The sequence below is a fragment of the Pseudomonas sp. Je.1.5.c genome (assembly GCF_051129895.1).
Classification (GTDB): domain Bacteria; phylum Pseudomonadota; class Gammaproteobacteria; order Pseudomonadales; family Pseudomonadaceae; genus Aquipseudomonas; species Aquipseudomonas urmiensis.
On sequence record NZ_JBCPSP010000025.1, the window covers coordinates 39,179 to 55,348 of the forward strand.

The 16,170-nt window shown below is 62.2% G+C and carries 15 protein-coding genes; 9 read left to right on the top strand and 6 right to left on the bottom strand.

Translation table 11 applies throughout. From position 1 onward, the window contains the following. The first annotated feature begins 1 nt into the window (after position 1). From AAZU54_RS17885 to AAZU54_RS17910, 6 genes are all read left to right on the top strand, one after another. Entirely contained in the window at positions 2-742 is a 741-nt protein-coding gene (locus AAZU54_RS17885) for an adenosylcobinamide-GDP ribazoletransferase (RefSeq protein WP_186554670.1), read from the top strand. A 163-nt stretch (positions 743-905) separates the two neighbouring features. Further along, positions 906-2,084: a glycoside hydrolase family 5 protein gene (locus AAZU54_RS17890; RefSeq protein WP_434727462.1), complete on the top strand. Its 1,179-nt coding sequence runs from the start codon at positions 906-908 to the stop codon at positions 2,082-2,084. A 53-nt stretch (positions 2,085-2,137) separates the two neighbouring features. Further along, the gene (locus AAZU54_RS17895) at positions 2,138-2,542 is read left to right on the top strand and encodes a MarR family winged helix-turn-helix transcriptional regulator (RefSeq protein ID WP_186554672.1); all 405 of its coding nucleotides are present in this window, start codon (positions 2,138-2,140) and stop codon (positions 2,540-2,542) included. A 64-nt stretch (positions 2,543-2,606) separates the two neighbouring features. Next, complete coding sequence (locus AAZU54_RS17900) at positions 2,607-3,809, top strand: MFS transporter (RefSeq protein WP_434727463.1); 1,203 nt, start codon at positions 2,607-2,609, stop codon at positions 3,807-3,809. Further along, positions 3,806-3,928, top strand: coding sequence for a hypothetical protein (locus tag AAZU54_RS17905; protein WP_264082859.1), 123 nt, complete (start codon positions 3,806-3,808; stop codon positions 3,926-3,928). The genes AAZU54_RS17900 and AAZU54_RS17905 overlap by 4 nt, the downstream gene beginning before the upstream one ends. Before the next feature lie 47 nt (positions 3,929-3,975). Continuing rightward, on the top strand, positions 3,976-4,527 hold the full coding sequence (locus AAZU54_RS17910; RefSeq protein ID WP_312152518.1) for a glutathione peroxidase: 552 nt from the start codon (positions 3,976-3,978) through the stop codon (positions 4,525-4,527). Positions 4,528-4,530: 3 nt separating this feature from the next. Here the strand turns inward: AAZU54_RS17910 and AAZU54_RS17915 are convergent, their stop codons facing one another. After that, positions 4,531-4,791 (bottom strand): DUF2798 domain-containing protein, encoded by a 261-nt coding sequence (locus AAZU54_RS17915; protein WP_186554674.1) that lies wholly within the window; start codon positions 4,789-4,791, stop codon positions 4,531-4,533. A 114-nt stretch (positions 4,792-4,905) separates the two neighbouring features. Between AAZU54_RS17915 and AAZU54_RS17920 the strand changes: the two genes are divergently transcribed. Next, positions 4,906-5,847 carry a LysR family transcriptional regulator gene (locus tag AAZU54_RS17920; RefSeq protein WP_312152513.1) on the top strand — a complete coding sequence of 314 codons (942 nt, stop codon included), beginning with the start codon at positions 4,906-4,908 and terminating at the stop codon, positions 5,845-5,847. Between the two features lie 106 nt (positions 5,848-5,953). On the opposite strand, the gene AAZU54_RS17925 is transcribed toward AAZU54_RS17920, so the two are convergent. The 3 genes from AAZU54_RS17925 to AAZU54_RS17935 all read right to left on the bottom strand — a co-directional run bounded on the left by AAZU54_RS17925 (position 5,954) and on the right by AAZU54_RS17935 (position 8,348). Then, positions 5,954-7,246: an OmpP1/FadL family transporter gene (locus AAZU54_RS17925; protein ID WP_186554676.1), complete on the bottom strand. Its 1,293-nt coding sequence runs from the start codon at positions 7,244-7,246 to the stop codon at positions 5,954-5,956. A 146-nt stretch (positions 7,247-7,392) separates the two neighbouring features. Then, positions 7,393-7,875 (bottom strand): hypothetical protein, encoded by a 483-nt coding sequence (locus AAZU54_RS17930; protein ID WP_186554677.1) that lies wholly within the window; start codon positions 7,873-7,875, stop codon positions 7,393-7,395. Positions 7,876-8,123: 248 nt separating this feature from the next. Continuing rightward, positions 8,124-8,348 (bottom strand): hypothetical protein, encoded by a 225-nt coding sequence (locus AAZU54_RS17935; RefSeq protein WP_186554678.1) that lies wholly within the window; start codon positions 8,346-8,348, stop codon positions 8,124-8,126. Between the two features lie 953 nt (positions 8,349-9,301). On the opposite strand from AAZU54_RS17935, the gene AAZU54_RS17940 reads away from it, so the two are divergent. Together AAZU54_RS17940 and rmuC are read left to right on the top strand one after the other, a co-directional pair. Further along, a complete protein-coding gene (locus AAZU54_RS17940; RefSeq protein ID WP_186554679.1) occupies positions 9,302-9,718 on the top strand; it encodes a tetratricopeptide repeat protein in 417 nt (138 codons plus the stop codon). 271 nt (positions 9,719-9,989) lie between these two features. Further along, the gene (rmuC, locus tag AAZU54_RS17945) at positions 9,990-11,348 is read left to right on the top strand and encodes a DNA recombination protein RmuC (protein WP_186554815.1); all 1,359 of its coding nucleotides are present in this window, start codon (positions 9,990-9,992) and stop codon (positions 11,346-11,348) included. On the opposite strand, the gene AAZU54_RS17950 is transcribed toward rmuC, so the two are convergent. Both AAZU54_RS17950 and AAZU54_RS17955 read right to left on the bottom strand, forming a co-directional pair. After that, positions 11,320-14,799 (bottom strand): hybrid sensor histidine kinase/response regulator, encoded by a 3,480-nt coding sequence (locus AAZU54_RS17950; RefSeq protein ID WP_186554680.1) that lies wholly within the window; start codon positions 14,797-14,799, stop codon positions 11,320-11,322. The two genes, rmuC and AAZU54_RS17950, sit on opposite strands and share 29 nt — an antisense overlap. A gap of 121 nt (positions 14,800-14,920) precedes the next feature. Beyond that, complete coding sequence (locus AAZU54_RS17955) at positions 14,921-16,099, bottom strand: MFS transporter (RefSeq protein ID WP_312152411.1); 1,179 nt, start codon at positions 16,097-16,099, stop codon at positions 14,921-14,923. Positions 16,100-16,170: the final 71 nt, after the last annotated feature.

Here is a 16,170-nt window from a genome sequence, read left to right on the forward strand (position 1 = left end):
GATGCTGCCACTGTGGATCGCCTTGCAGTTTCTCAGCAGCCTGCCGGTCACCCTGCCGGGGATGCCTGAACCGCGTGAGACGGGTCGCTCATTGTTGTTCTATCCGCTGGTAGGCCTGCTGTTCGGCCTGTTGTTGTGGGCGGCCAGCCATTTGCTGCACGGCACTCCAGCACCGTTGCATGCCGCCTTGCTGCTGACCCTGTGGGTGCTGCTCAGTGGCGCCTTGCACCTGGATGGGCTGGCCGACAGCGCTGACGCCTGGCTGGGCGGCTTTGGCGATCGTGAGCGCACCTTGCTGATCATGAAAGATCCGCGCAGCGGGCCGATCGCCGTGGTCACCCTGGTGTTGGTACTGTTGCTCAAGTTCTGCGCGCTGTGGGTGTTGGTCGAGCGCGGCGTCGGCGCCTGGCTGGTGCTGGCGCCCTTGGTTGGGCGGGCGGCGTTGCTGGGGTTGTTTCTCTGCACGCCCTACGTACGTCCCGGTGGGCTTGGGCAAGCGCTGGCTGAGCATCTGCCCAAGCGCACGGCGCGCTGGGTGCTGCTGGCAAGTGCACTGGCCTGCGTGGCGTTAGGTGGTTGGGCGGCGCTGTGGCTGGTGCTGCTGGCGGGCGTGGTGTTTGCCTGGTTGCGTCAGCTCATGTGTCGAAGGTTAGGCGGCACCACAGGGGATACCGCCGGGGCGATGCTTGAGTTGTTGGAATTGGCAGTGGTGTTGGGGCTGGCGTTGCTGCCTCTTACGTGATTGCTGCATGGCTGTAGCTCGGTGCAATACGTGGGAGCGGGCGTGCCCCGCGATAGAGCCTTGGCGGTCAGTCGCAATCTCCAGCAATCCTTGAGGCAATGCTCCCCTGGCAGAGCAGGCGTACCCTTGAGCGCTTCTCAAGCCTGCCAAGGAGGCGCCGAGCATGCGCCATTGGATACTCACCAGCCTGTTTCTGCTCGCCATCCAATCAGCCCATGGCGCCGATCTGATCGAGTTCTGGAATACCCCCCGCCACGGCGGCAATAGCTTCAACCGGCTGCCACCGACCCAAGCCTACTTCCAAGCCCTGCAAGGCTATGGCGCCACTTGGGTGCGGCTGTCCTACGACAAATGGCAACCTGAGCAACGCGACTTTCTGCTGGGCAATGCCGATGCCTATCGGGGGCTCGCCACAGCCGACCTGGCCCAGCTCAGGCAGGTCCTCGACCATGCCCATGGCGCAGGCCTGAAAGTGGTGATCGCACCGCTTTCGCTGCCGGGGATGCGCTGGTCGCAGAACAATCACGACCAATTCGATGATCGCCTCTGGCAAGACAAACATTACTGGGCGCAAGCCGCCGCCTTCTGGCGTGACCTTGCCCAGGCGCTGAAGGATCACCCGGCAGTCGCCGCCTACAACCTGATCAACGAGCCAGCGCCGGAGAAACTCGGCGGTTTGGCCGAACACGCAGACCCACAGCGGATGCAGCAGTGGTACGCCGCCCAGCAGGGCGGCCCCCGCGATTTGCCGGGCTTGTACCAGCAGTTGCTGGCGGCGATCCGTGAGGTCGACCCTGACACGCCGATCATGCTCGACGCCGGCTGGTACGCGGCAGCGGATGCGTTTGCCTACTGGCCAGCAGCGCTGAGCGATGAGCGCGTGCTGTATAGCGTGCACATGTACGAACCCTACGCGGCTACCAGTGCGCCGAACATGACCCGCAAAAAGCCCTTTGCCTATCCCGGGCCGGTGCCTTTCGCCGGGCATACCGAGCAATGGAATGCCCAGCGGGTAGCGCAGTATCTGCAAGCGCCGCTTGAGTGGTTCGACCGAGTGAAACTGCCCCATTCGCGGCTGGTGGTCGGAGAGTTCGGCTGCATGCGACGTCTGCCCGGTTGCCAGCAATACCTTGAAGATGTGCTGACGGTGCTGGACAAAAACGCCCTGCATTGGGCGTTCTACAGTTTTCGTGAAGACAGCTGGGATGGCATGGACTACGAACTGGGCACTGCCAAGGTGCCGTGGCGTTACTGGCAGGCGATCGAGCAGGGCACCGAGGATCCGCTCAAGCGCGCGGCCACGGCGGCATTCGAGCCCATCCGTAAGCGCTTGCAGCAATGATCCGCGTTTGAAACGTCTTGCAACATCAGTGATGCGGGTATATACACGTATCCATGCTGACCAGTGAATGTATCTGTACCCATCTGCGTCGAGCCGCCCGCGGGGTGAGCCGACATTACGACGAGGCCCTTGCCGGCTTCGGCATCAATGTCGCCCAGTTTTCCCTGTTGCGCCATCTACAGCGGCTCGATCAACCCAGTATCACCAGCCTGGCTGAAGCCATGGGCCTGGATCGCAGTACCCTGGGGCGCAATCTCAAGGTGCTCGAGGCCGACGGCCTGGTGGCCCTGGCCGAGGGGGCAGACCAGCGCAATCGAGTGGTGCTGCTGACCGAGGCTGGTAAAGCACGCTTGCAGGATGCCGGTCCGGCCTGGGAGCGCGCTCAGCTGACGTTGGTCGAGCAGTTGGGTGAAGGACAGCGCGATGAACTGGTGCGCTTGCTGGAGCGTTTGGCGTGACCGCGTACGATGATAAGCGGGTATATACCCGTATTAACCTTGTGATGTGCTGGAGATAACAACAATGACTTCCGTTTGGCGAACCAGTGGGTGGGTGCTACTGGGGGCGGCGCTGATTTTGGCGTTGTCTCTGGGGGTGCGACATGGCTTCGGGCTGTTCCTGGCGCCGATGAGCGCCGACTTCGGCTGGGGGCGCGAAGTGTTTGCCTTCGCCATTGCCTTGCAGAACCTGATCTGGGGTCTGGCCCAACCGTTCGCCGGCGCGCTGGCTGACCGTTTCGGCGCAGCCAAGGTGGTGGTCATCGGTGGGATTCTCTACACCGTAGGGTTGATCACCATGGGCATGGCCGACTCGGCCTGGTCGCTGTCGCTGAGCGCCGGCTTGCTGATCGGTATTGGCCTGTCCGGAACATCCTTCTCGGTCATCCTCGGGGTGGTTGGGCGCGCGGTGCCAGCGGAAAAACGCAGCATGGCCATGGGCATCGCCAGTGCGGCAGGCTCGTTTGGCCAATTCGCCATGTTGCCGGGCACGCTCGGCCTGATCCAGTGGCTGGGCTGGTCGGCGGCCTTGCTCGTACTGGGCCTGCTGGTGGCGTTGATCGTGCCGTTCGTGGGCCTGCTCAAGGATCGTCCGCTGCCGAGTCATGGCGCTGAACAGACCCTGGGCCAGGCACTGCGTGAAGCGTGTTCGCATTCGGGCTTCTGGCTCTTGGCCCTGGGGTTCTTCGTCTGTGGCTTCCAGGTGGTGTTCATTGGCGTGCACCTGCCGGCCTACCTGGTCGACCAGCACCTGCCGGCGACCATCGGCACCACCGTGCTGGCGCTGGTCGGATTGTTCAATATCGTGGGTACCTACACCGCCGGTTGGCTCGGAGGACGCATGTCCAAGCCGCGCTTGCTGACGGCGCTGTACCTGCTGCGGGCGGTGGTGATCGTGTTGTTCCTGTGGGCACCGGTGACCCAGTTCAGTGCCTACCTGTTCGGCATTGCGATGGGCCTGCTGTGGCTGTCTACAGTGCCGTTGACCAATGGCACGGTGGCCACCTTGTTTGGCGTACGTAACCTGTCGATGCTCGGCGGCATCGTCTTCTTGTTCCATCAGCTGGGCGCCTTCCTCGGCGGTTGGCTGGGTGGGGTGGTATACGACCGCACGGGCAGCTATGACCTGGTCTGGCAGATCTCCATCCTGCTCAGTCTGTTGGCTGCCGCGCTCAACTGGCCGGTGCGTGAGCGTCCGGTCGCCCGCCTGCAGGCGCAAGCGGCATGAACCGCTACCTGGGCGCTAGCCTGCTGGCAGCCGCAGCAATCGTGCTGCTGGCGTTGGCCTGGTGGGGCTGGCACCGGGGAGGCTTGGCGCTGATGCAACTGGGCATGAGCCTTTGTTAGGCGCTACCCTGCAAGTTCAAGGACTGTCTTGCAGGGGATTTACCATGATGCATGCACGCTGGCTGGCGATACCTTTCCTGGCCCTGGCGACGCTGGCCTCAAGCTGGGCCGCAGACTGCCCGGCAGTGTTGCAGGGCAGCCTGCCCGAGCTTAGCGGCAAACAGCAGATCGACTTGTGCGAGCGCTTTGCCGGCAAGCCGCTGGTGGTGGTCAATACTGCCAGCTACTGCGGTTTCGCCCCGCAGTTCGAAGGGCTTGAGGCGCTGTACAAGGAGTACCAGGGGCAAGGTCTGCAGATGCTTGGCGTACCTTCCAATGACTTCAAGCAGGAAGACGCCGACAGCGAGAAGACCGCCAAGGTCTGCTTTGCCAATTATGGTGTGACCTTCGCCATGACCAAGGCGCAGCATGTGCGCGGCAACGATGCGGTGCCGTTGTTCAGCGAGCTGGCCAGGCAGAGCAGTGCGCCCAAGTGGAATTTCTACAAGTACGTGGTGGATCGTCGCGGCAAGGTGATCGCCAACTTCTCCAGCCTGACCAAGCCTGACGATCCTGAGTTCAAGGCGGCGATCGAAAAAGCCATTGCCTCTGAGCCCTGAGGCTTAGTGGGGGTGCACGGTCAGGGCCACCAGGCGCACGACCACAGGGCGCACCATCAACACGCAGACAAAGGCCACCGGCATTGCCAGCTGGTAGGCCTTGAGCACGTTGGCCAGATAGTCGGGGGTAATCCCGGCATTGGCTGCAGTGATCACAAAGCACATCAGCAAGGCCATGATGGCCGACATATACAACGCGAACACATAAGGCGTGGCACCTGGGCGCAAGCGCCGCCGGCTACGGGTGGGAGACAGTTCGCTCATCGATGACCTCCAGCAGTGGGTGGAGGCGCAGGTTAACAAGCGGGCAAGGCGGGCTGTAGACCGTCGCGGCTGAGTTCTTTATAAAGAGATTCTTACGAATCATCAGGGCTCGCCATGGATCTGCTCAACACCATTCGCAGCTTCATCAAGGTGGTCGAGGCGGGCAGTATCGCCGGTGGCGCGCGGCTGCTGGGGATCAGTCCCGCAGCTGTCAGTCAGAACCTGGCCCGGCTTGAGGCGCACTTGCAGGTGCGGCTCGTGTCACGCACTACCCGCAGCATGACCCTGACCCCAGCGGGCAGCCTGTATTACCAGCGGGTCAGGCAAATCGAGCATGACCTCGCTTTGGCCGAGCAAGCGGTGAGCACGCCTGACAGCGAACCGCAGGGGCGCCTGTGCATTGCATCGACCTCGGCATTCGGCCGGCATGTGCTGGCGCCGTTGATCCCCGCCTTCAGTGCACGCTACCCGCAGCTTTCGATAGAGTTGATTACGACTGATCGCAAGGTCAACCATGCGCGCGAGGAGGTCGATGTCAGCCTGCGCATTACCCCGCAGCTCGAAGATCACCTGATCGCCCGGCATATCGCACGCATCCCCTTCATCTGCTGCGCATCGCCCGGCTATCTGGCGAGCGCTGGCCTGCCGCCGACGCCGCAGTCGCTGCGTGACCATCGTTGCCTGGTGTTTCGCTATCCGGTGGATGGGCGTTTCTTGCGCTGGGGCTTTGTGGGGGACGGCGTGCGTTTCGATGCCCAGTTCGGTCAGGTGCTGATCAGCGATGATATCGATGCCCTGACGCAGATGGCGCTCAATGACGGCGGGATTGCCCGGTTGGCCGAGTTCATCGTCCGGCCGTATCTCGACGCTGGTGCGTTGGTGCCCTTGTTCGAGTGCTCCGAGGCTGGTCTGGTTTATGCGCAGACCGAGCCGATGGATGTCTACCTGTGCGTGACTGATCGTTTTGCCATGACGGCCAAGGTGCGGGTATTCATGGATTATCTACAGGAGTGCCTCGGGCAGCGGTGGGGCGTGCAAGCGGATTCGTCTGTTTGATAGTGGCAGGTGGGCCGGAAAGTGCTTACGCAGAACTCAAAAAAAACCGCCACGAGGGCGGTTTTTTCATGAAGCTTGGCTTACTCAAGAGCGGCTCAAAAGCAGCTCAGAAGCGGTAGGTCAGCGAAGCACCTACACCGTGAGCGCTGTTCTCGTACTTGGCTTGGTACGAGCCTTTCAGCGCGCCTACAGTTGGTGAGTCCGGCTGATTGTTGACCTTGGTGTCTTCTTCCCACAGGTAGGAATAGGCCACGTCGATGGTCATGTCTTCGGTCGGGCTCCAGCCTGCGCCGACACTGAAGATCTTGCGATCGCCAGTCGGAATGCGTGGCGAGCGGTCATGGTTGTTGGTCGGCGATTGATCGACCGAGAAGCCGGTACGCAGCGTCCACTCCTTGTTGACCTTGTAGGACACGCCAATAGCGTGAGCCCAGGTGTCATGCCAGTTCTGCTCTTCGCTGATGGTGCCGAAGGAGCTACCGATCGGGCTACCTGCCAGCGCAGCAGGCAGCTCGTTATTGACGGTGATGGCTTCCAGGCGGCTCCAGCGGGTCCAGGTGCTACCCGCGTAGACGGTCCACTGATCGTCCAGCTCGTGGGTGATCGAGAAGTCCACCGACTCTGGGGTCTTGATCTTGAGCGTGGCATCGAACTTGTTGCCATCGAACGGGCCGAGCAACGGGCTGCTGACGCGAGTCTTGCCTTCGAGTTTGTAGTCGACCATCGAGTGATAGGTCAGGCCCAGACGAGTCTGATCGGTGGCCTGTACCAGAATACCGATGTTGTAGCCTACAGCGGTGTCGTCACCCTTGATCTTCACCTCGCCATCACCCTGACCGATGAACGACTGGTTCAGGTTGGAACCCAGCTCACCCTTGATCCGGTTGAAGGTAGGGCCGAAACCGATCGATACCTTGTCGTTGAAGGCATAGCTGACGGTCGGCTGGAAGGTGATGACTTCTACGTGGCTTTTCTTGCCCCAGTAGCGTGCGGCGTCGTCTCCACCGTAGTCGGTAACCAGGCCGAACGGCACGTACACGCCAAAACCTACGCTCCAGTGATCATCGATTGGCTTGACGTAGTAACCCATCGGTACGCCAACCACCGGGACCATGTCACCGTCAGTTTCCCCCCCATAGTTGCTGCCTGGGCCCGAGATGTCGGATTTTGCGATAACGGCGGCGCCACCCACGGTGATCTGTTCACGCTTGAGGCGCGACATACCAGCAGGGTTGCCAAACACGGTGCTGGCATCTTCGGCAGAAGAAGAACGACCCGCGAAACCTGTCCCCATGCCGCTGATGCTTTGCTCGTTAAGCGCAAAGCCGCTGGCCAGCAATTGGCTGGAAGCGAGAGCAACGGCGACGCCGAGGGAGGTTTTGAGCATTACTTTTTTCATTATTGTGAAACTCCTTGGGATCTCCGGGGCGAAAAGCTACCAACAAATCACGCGCCGCGCTATAGCCTCAAACGCAGGAGATAGAGCGGTTTTGTAGGACAATCCGACCAAAATTCCCTTTTTTCCGGTTTTTTGTAGGATGACGCTTAGGAGGCTTCCGACAGGATTGGTTCAATGCAGGTGTGCCAAGCGTGAGTGAAGTCACGCAGGCGTCCCTGGGGCTGGAAGATTTGCCGCCAGATTCGGGCAAGTCCAAGCAGATCATCGGGCGCGGGGAGGGCGGTGGATTGCTGTTCGATGAGCATCCAGGCGATGGCGGTGGAGTAGCGCAGGTTGACCGTCAGCTCCAGGTGCGGCCCGCCCAGGAAGGCGTGTTGGCTGGCAAGGCCGCGGACCAGGCTGGCCAGGTCCGGATCGCGAGCGAGGTAGTCGTCCCACAGGGCCTGGTGACGTGTCTCACCGATTCGGTAGAGACCGTGTCCGCGTCGGTCGTGCAAGGCTGAACCGAGTGCCGATTGGCTGGCGGCGACACCGAGTAGCAAGGCCTCGGCGCTGGCGCAATGACGGTTCAGGTAGACCAGGGTTGGACGGATCACATACTGACACAATTCATTCGCAGCGATACCCATGATGCCCTCGTTCTATTAAGGGCCGACGGGCGCTGGAGCTTGGCAGCTGGTGAAGGATCAGGCCCGCCGGAAGCGGCTTACACCACTCGAGTTGAAGTGTAGTGTGATAACCACGGCGTAAAGGCCTGTTTTTAAATCGATTGCTGCCTGAGGTTGTTCGCCATATGCCATACAGCAATTAGGCCAAGAACCAACAGGCAGCAGGGAAGTGCGCCGATTCAACCCATGAATGGGCTGGCATTCGCCAATCACGCGGTCAGCGATTGGCGGGTCCGATCGATGACCGCTTGCAGCGGTTCGGCGCGGTTGTACTGCTCGGGATACAGGCGCTCGCTGTGGCAAGCGATACCGTGTTCGTCGACCAGGGTGAAGCTGAAGCTGCCCTTGCGTGGGGCAACGATAAGGCACTTCAGTGGGGCGAAGGCCTGAGAGAGAGTGCCAACGGCACGCTGAAACTGATGATGATTTGTCATTATGTGGAGGTTCCTGCATTAGTCATGGAATACGATCCATGCATCTTAGAAACGTTCCAGTGACGCCTTTATTAAGGAGGCGCTGAACCTGACTGGAACAGGGCAGCCAGAGGTGGCGCATTCAATAGGTAGGCGCTGGGCTGACTGGTAGGTACGTCAAAAGTCGGGCAGGCACACCGAGGCGAAGGTTCAAGGCCTCTGGGTGAAGATCCCGATCAATCTGCGAGGTGATTCGTGCTTGAGCAGCGTTGGCTGCCGAGTGAATCATCGAAAGGGCCGGTCCTGTTTCAGCAGGTGCTGCTCTTGGGGGGAGCTGGACGCTGCAGGGACCTTACTGGCCAGAATTGATTTTCAGCTGGGTACTAACGAGGCGCACCCTACAGGAAAAAAACAGGGAGTGCAAGCATCGCTGCTTTTTAGCCGCGAAGCCGACCAGTATGTCTGTTCCTGGCCCTCTTGTGAAGTGGGGGAGCAACCAGGGCAATTGGTCGCATGGACTATTTTCGTGCATCCAAATGCGGGGTTTCGGTGCACTTGTACACATTTGAGGCGCAGCTTGTAACGGCACTGCAACAACCGCCGATGGCCTCGCCAATGCCTTGACTGAAAGCTTAAGTCAATGAAAAAAAACACTAATTTTAGCTGGTGAAAAAATCGACAGTTTGACTGTAGGCCCCATTTCATGGGGGTTTGAAGGCAACATGAAGTGGTTGTCCACCGAGTTATCCACAGGATCTGTGGATTGTCCCGAGCGCTTGCTCTAGGACGGGCGTGCCAGCAATATTCATAACTGTCCGACAATCGTCGTCAATCGACTCGGTGATAAATGCCGGTTGGAAAACGTCAAGAAAAGATCACCAAATTTTTTTGAAATTTCATCAACAAACGCCCAGGCCATCGCGCAAAAAATGGAGTAGAGTGGCGCGCCTCACGAATTGCCTTCGCTGTCAGTCATGAATTTTCGCGGTAAAAACCTCGCTCAACCCCCCGCATCGTCCGAGCCTGTTCCCAAGCGCTTTTCCCTGAAAGTAGCCCTGTGGCTGCTCGACAGCCCGCGCCTGGGTGACAAGCACAGCGTCAAGCACCTGGCTGGGCGCTTGCTCAAGCAGCCGGCGCGCCAGGGTGTGGTGGTGGCACAGAGTCGCCTGGGGCAGATGCTTTGCCGCGACTGCGGTAATGCCCGGGATCGGCGTATTGGCCATGAACTGCTGCGCCAAGCGGCGCGGGCGGGGGATCGCCGGGCGCAACTTGAATATGGCCGCTTGTGCCAGCGCAGCGAGCCGGAGCAGGCGCGCTATTGGCTGGAGCAGGCGGCAGGGCAGGGCTCGCAGGAGGCTGGGCGGTTGCTCAAGCAGATGTCATCTACCTGACAACTGTGGGCCATCGTAAGCACAGCCAGTTGCTACAGGCTCCGCGGTCACTGTAGGCGCTGGCTTGTCTGCGATGGCCCGCAACGCGGGGCCGAGGACCGAACAGCCTGCGTACTGTTAAGCTCCATCCACCGAAATCGAACTAATTGGGGTAGCTATGGCAGTAGATCTGGCCAGCATTCTGCTGGGCATCGTGGCGGCGGCAGTTCCCTGCCTGACCTGGATCCTGCAGAGCCAGCGTCGCCAGTCAGCCCGGCAGAACGCGCTGGCGCTGCTCGAAGAGCGCCTCAGCGCGGCCATGCTCGCCCACGAAGGCCTGCAGGCCCAACTCGACGCCAGCCGCGACGAAATCAGCGACCTCAGCGAAGCCAACGGCGTCAAGCAAGCCAACCTCGCCGCCCTTGGCCGTGAGCTGGAACTGCTCCAGATCGACCGCGACAACGCCCGCGACGCCGCCCATGCCTGGCAGCTCGAACGCACCAGCCGTGAAGCCGAATTACGCCGGCTGGAGGCCCAGGCAGCGCGTCTGGAGGCTGAACTGCGCGAGCAGCAGGAAAGCCACCAGCAGCGTCTGGAAGACTTGCAGCAAGCCCGTGACACCCTGCGTGCGCAGTTCGCCGAGATGGCCAGCAAGATCTTCGATGAGCGCGAACAGCGCTTCGCCCAGACCAGCCAACAGCACCTGGGCCAACTGCTCGATCCGCTCAAGGAACGCATCCAGGCGTTTGAAAAACGCGTGGAAGAGAGCTACCAGCAAGAGGCCCGCGAGCGGTTCTCCCTGAGCAAAGAGCTCGAGCGTCTGCAGCAGCTCAACCTGCGCCTGTCCGATGAGGCGACCAACCTGACCCAGGCCCTCAAGGGGCAGAAAACCCAGGGCAACTGGGGCGAGCTGATCCTGGAGCGAGTGCTCGAGCACGCCGGCCTGGAAAAGGGCCGCGAATATCAAACCCAGGTCAGCCTGAAAAGCGCCGATGGCGAGCGTTATCAGCCCGATGTGCTGATCATGCTGCCCGGCGACAAGCAGGTGGTGGTCGACGCCAAGGTCAGCCTCACCGCCTACCAGCAGTTCGTCAGTAACAACGACGAAGCGGCGCTCAAGCAGCATGTGCAATCGCTGCGCAGCCACGTCAAAGGCCTGTCCAGCAAGGACTACAGCCGCCTGGAGGGGTTGCACAGCCTGGACTTCGTGCTGCTTTTCGTGCCCATCGAAGCGGCCTTCTCAGCCGCGCTGCAAGCCGAACCCAACTTGTTCCAGGAAGCCTTCGATCGGCAGATCGTCATCGTCAGCCCCACCACCCTGCTGGCGACCCTGCGGGTCATCGACAGCCTCTGGAAGCAAGAGCGCCAGGGCCAGAACGCCCGCGAGATCGCCGAGCGCGCCGGCTGGCTATACGACAAGTTCGTGCTGTTCATCCAGGACTTGGACGAGCTCGGCGCGCGCCTGCAACAAGTCGACAAAGCCTATGCGGCGGCGCGCAACAAACTCTGTGAAGGGCGCGGCAACCTGATCAGCCGCAGCGAGCAGCTCAAGCTGCTCGGCGCTCGCGCCAGCAAGAGTCTGCCGGCCGAGCTGCTCGAGCGCGCCTTGAGCGACCAAGCGCTTACTGAACCAGGCTCAGATGCCGATTGAGCAAGGCGCGTAACGCTGCGGGCTTGACTGGCTTGGCCAGGTAGTCGAGGCCGGCGGCATGGACCATGGCGATGGTCTCGTTGCGCCCATCGGCGCTGATCACTACCCCTGGCACCGGCTCACCCAGGCGGGTCCGTAGCCAGGCCATCAGCTCGGTACCGGTGTCGCCATCGTCCAGGTGATAGTCGACCAATGCCAGGTGTGGGCGCATGCCTTGGGCCAGCAACGCTTCACATTCCTCGCGGTTGCGAGCGGTCCAGACCTGGCAGCCCCAACGGCTGAGCAGGCTGTTCATGCCGATCAAGATGCTCGCCTCGTTGTCGACGCACAGCACGTGCAGGCCAGCCAGCGGTTGCCCGGGCTGCTGCTCGGCAGGGGCACTAGGCGCGGCTGTTGCGGCGCTGGCGATAGGCACGCTGACGCGGAACACGCTGCCCTTGCCTGGCCATGAGCGCACCTCAAGCGTATGCCCCAGCACGCGGCACAGGCCATCGGCGATCGCCAGGCCCAGGCCCAGCCCCTTCTCGGCGCGGGTCTGGTGGCTGTCCAGGCGCTTGAACTCCTGGAAGATCACCTGCAGCTTGTCGTCGGTAATGCCCGGCCCGCGATCCCACACCTCTAGCCACAGGCGCTCGCCCTGGCGGCGTACGCCGAACAGGATCGGGCTCTTGCCATAGCGCAGGGCGTTGGTGAGGAAGTTCTGCAGCACCCGGCGCAGCAGCTTGATGTCGCTGTTGACCCGCAGGCGACTGCCGCGCAGGCGGAACTCCAGGCCTTTTTCCGCCGCCAGCACCTTGAACTCGGCGCCCAGCGTGTCGAACAGGTCGCTGAGGGCGAAGGGCTTGATGTCTGGGGTGACCTTGCCGTTTTCCAGGCGCGAGATGTCCAGCAGGTCGCTGATCAGCTCTTCAGCCGAACGCAGCGAGCTGTCCATGTGCTGGACCAGTTGCTGGGCCTCGTCCGACATGCCTTCGGCCTGCTGCGACAACGCCGCGGAGAACAACCGGGCGGCATTGAGCGGTTGCATCAGGTCATGGCTGACCGCCGCCAGGAAGCGGGTCTTGGATTGGCTGACCGCCTCGGCGCGGCTCTTGGCCTCGGTCAGCGCTTGGTTCAACTGAGACAGCTCGTGGGTGCGCTCGGCGACCCGCTGCTCCAGGCCCTCGTTGGCCTCCTTGAGCGCCTGCTCAGCCTCGCGGAACGGGGTGATGTCGGTGAAGCTCATGACGAAGCCACCGCCCGGCATCGGGTTGCCGATCAGCTCGATAACCCGGCCATTGGGGAACAGTCGCTCGGAGGTGTGCGCCCGGCCCTGGCGCATCCAGTGCAGGCGCCGCGCCACGTGCACCTGGGCCTCGCCCGGGCCGCACAGGCCGCGCTCGGCGTTGTAGCGGATGATGTCGGCAATCGGCCGGCCCACGCTGATCAAACCGTCCGGGTAGTTGAACAGCTCCAGGTAGCGGCGGTTCCAGGCCACCAGGTGCAGGTTCTGGTCGACTACGCTGATGCCCTGGTTGATGTTCTCGATCGCCCCTTGCAGCAGGGCGCGGTTGAACTGCAGCACCTCGCTGGCCTCGTCGGCGATGCGCACCACGTCTTCGAGCTGCATGTCGCGGCCTTCGATGGCGGCCTTGACCACTGCCCGGGTCGAGGAGGTGCCGAGCACCCCGGCGAGCAAGCGTTCGGTGTGTTCGATCCAGTCGCCGTCGGCATTCTGGTTAGGGTTGAAACCCTTGCCCTGGCGGTAGGCGAAGCGGATGAAGCTCTGCCGCGCCCGCTCCTCGCCGACGAAGCGCGCCGCGAGCTTGAGCAGGTCATCGATCTGCACCGCCAGCAGCGAGCGGCTGTTGGGCCGGGCGCTGGTCTGCTGGCCGATGAAGCGGCCGGCCTGCCAGTGCTCCGACACCCGTGTGCGTGACAGGATCGAAACCCAGGCGAACAGGGTGAAGTTACCCGCCAGCGATAGCACCACGCCTTGGGTCAATGGGGTAATCGGCAGGTTCAGAGGGTTGCCATGCAGCCAGGCCAAACCTGGGAACAGTTCCAGCGACCAACCCAGGCTATGCGCGGTAATCGGCAGCACCAGGGTGTAGAACCACAGGAAGATACCGGCGGCCAATCCTGCGAACACCCCGCGGCGGTTGGCCTGCTTCCAGTAAAGCGCGCCGAGCATTGCTGGGGTCAACTGGGTGACGGCGGCAAAGGCGATCTGGCCGATGGTTGCCAGGCTTGCGGTGGAGCCGAGCAGGCGGTAGCTGACATAGGCCAGCAGCAGGATGACCACGATAGTCACCCGGCGTACCGAGAGCATCCAGTGGCGGAACGCCTCGAACGGCCGTTCGGCATTCTTGCGCCGCAGCAGCCAGGGCAGCAGCATGTCGTTGGAGACCATGGTCGACAGCGCCACCGCCTCGACGATGACCATGCCGGTGGCGGCCGAAGCGCCGCCGATGAACGCCAGCAGCGCCAGGCTCGGATGGGCTTCAGCCAGCGGCAGGCTGATGACGAAGGAGTCGGAGATCACCGTGCCCGGCAGCAGCATCTGCCCCGCCAGGGCAATGGGCACCACGAACAGCGCCGCCAGCACCAGGTACATCGGGAACACCCAGCGCGCCATGCGCATGTCCTGGGCTTCGATGTTTTCCACCACGGTCACATGGAATTGGCGCGGCAGGCAGATGATCGCCATCATCGCCACGCCGGTCTGGACCACCATCGACGGCCAGTTGATGGTCTCCTGCCAGTAGCTCTCCAGGTGCGCCGACTGGCGCGCCTGGGTGAACAGGTCGTCGAAACCGTCGTACAGGTTGAATACCACGAACACGCCCACGGCCAGGAACGCCAGCAGCTTGACCAGCGCCTCGAAGGCAATCGCCAGGACCATGCCGCGGTGGTGCTCGGTGACGTCCAGGCTGCGCGTACCGAAGACGATCGAGAACAGCGCCAGCACCAGCGACACCACCAAGGCGGTGTCCTGTACGCGGGTACCGGTGGCGTCGGCGTTGGCGCCAATCAGCAGGTTGACCCCGAGCACGATGCCTTTGAGTTGCAAGGCGATGTAAGGCAGTACCCCAACCAGGCAGATCAGCGCCACCACCACTGCCAGGCTCTGCGATTTGCCATAGCGCGCGGCGATGAAGTCGGCGATCGAGGTGATGTTCTGCTGTTTGCTGATCAGCACCATCTTCTGCACCACTTGCGGCGCGAAGATCAGCAACAGTACCGGCCCCAGATAGATCGGCAAGAACGCCCACAGCTGTTCGGCGGCCTGGCCGACGGCGCCAAAGAAGGTCCAGCTGGTGCAATAGACGGCCAGCGACAGGCTGTATACCCAGGCACGCAGGCGCGGCGGCAACGGCGTGCTGCGGCGATCGCCATAAAAGGCGATGGCGAACATGATGGCCATGTAGGCCAGGGCGACCACGGCGATCAGCCCGCTGGATAACGACATGAAGACTCCGGAGCAAAAAAACCAACGCGGTCCCGATCAACCAGTCTGGCACGCCGTTCGGGCTTCGTCAGCGCCGACCATGGTCGCAGTGGCAGGACGTCGCAGGGCCCTGACCGAAAATCTAGCGCTTTTGTGTGCCCAGGTAATAAAACACTGCCGCCAGTATCACCGACAACACCAGCAGGTAGAAGGCCGCCACCGGTACCCACTGCCCCAAGGCAAAGCCTACGATCACCGGCCCCAGCGCCGCGCCGAGGTTGGACAGGTTCTGCGCGCCGTAATAGACACCGCGCAGATGCTCCGGCGCAATCAGGTCGATGAACATGTATTCGGCCGGAATGACGATGATCTCGCCCAGGGTGAACACCAGCATCGCCAGGCACCAGGCCAGCGCCGAATCAGCCAGGGAGAAGCCCAGTAGCCCGGCGATGAACAGCCCCATCCCGGCCAGCAGCCAGGGCATCAGGCGTTGGCGGCTGATACGCCGGCCGATCAGGTACTGAAGCGCAATCACGGTAACGGCGTTGGTCGTCACCAGGTACCCCACCAGCCGCGCCGCTTCGGCGGGGCTGGCGGTGACCACCAGGTACTGCGACAGGTACGCGGTGAACTGGCCGAATACCACTGCGCTGAGCACCCCGCCCAGGGTAAAGCAGACCAGTCGTCGATCCCGCGCCAGGCGCAGGGCCACCTGGCCAAAGCCGGCGCCTGTTTGTCCCGGACTGCTCGCGCGCAACTGCCGATCGCCCAAGCGCGCATAGCAAAGGCACATGCCCAGGCCGATTGCTGCCGAGACCAGAAACGGCAGCTGATCGTCCAGCTCGATCAGCGCCACGCCTAGCAGTGGGCCGATGGCGTAGCCGATATTGCTCAAGGTGTACTTGATGGCGAACACCTCGGCGCGCTCCTCGACCGGCAGCAGCGCGCAGAAGCCCGTTTTGGCGGCAATGTCGACCACCGCCAGGGCCAGGTTGATCAGCACCAGGCAGACAAAGAACAGCAACGCCGAGCGGCTGGCGATGGCCACGCCGAAGGCCAGCGCGAACAGCAGCGTGGCGCTGATTACCAAGGTGTGGTTGCGCAGGGTGTCGACCAGGTGCCCGCCGTACAGACTCAGCAGCGACGCCAGCATCAACGCGCCGCCGATCAGCAGGCCGATCTGGCTGACTGCGAGCTGGAAGTTGTCCGCCAGGTAGACCACCAGGTAGGGCAGGGTGATCGCGCGGGCCAAGGTCAGGACGAACGTGGTCAGCAGGAGCAGGTTGACCGCAGGGGGATAGCGCTTGAGTGAGGCGAGCATTACCACGTCCTTGTCGTCGAAGTATCGCAGGAAGCCCAGTATAGGTCTCAGTCAACGCCGCCCTCGGCGAC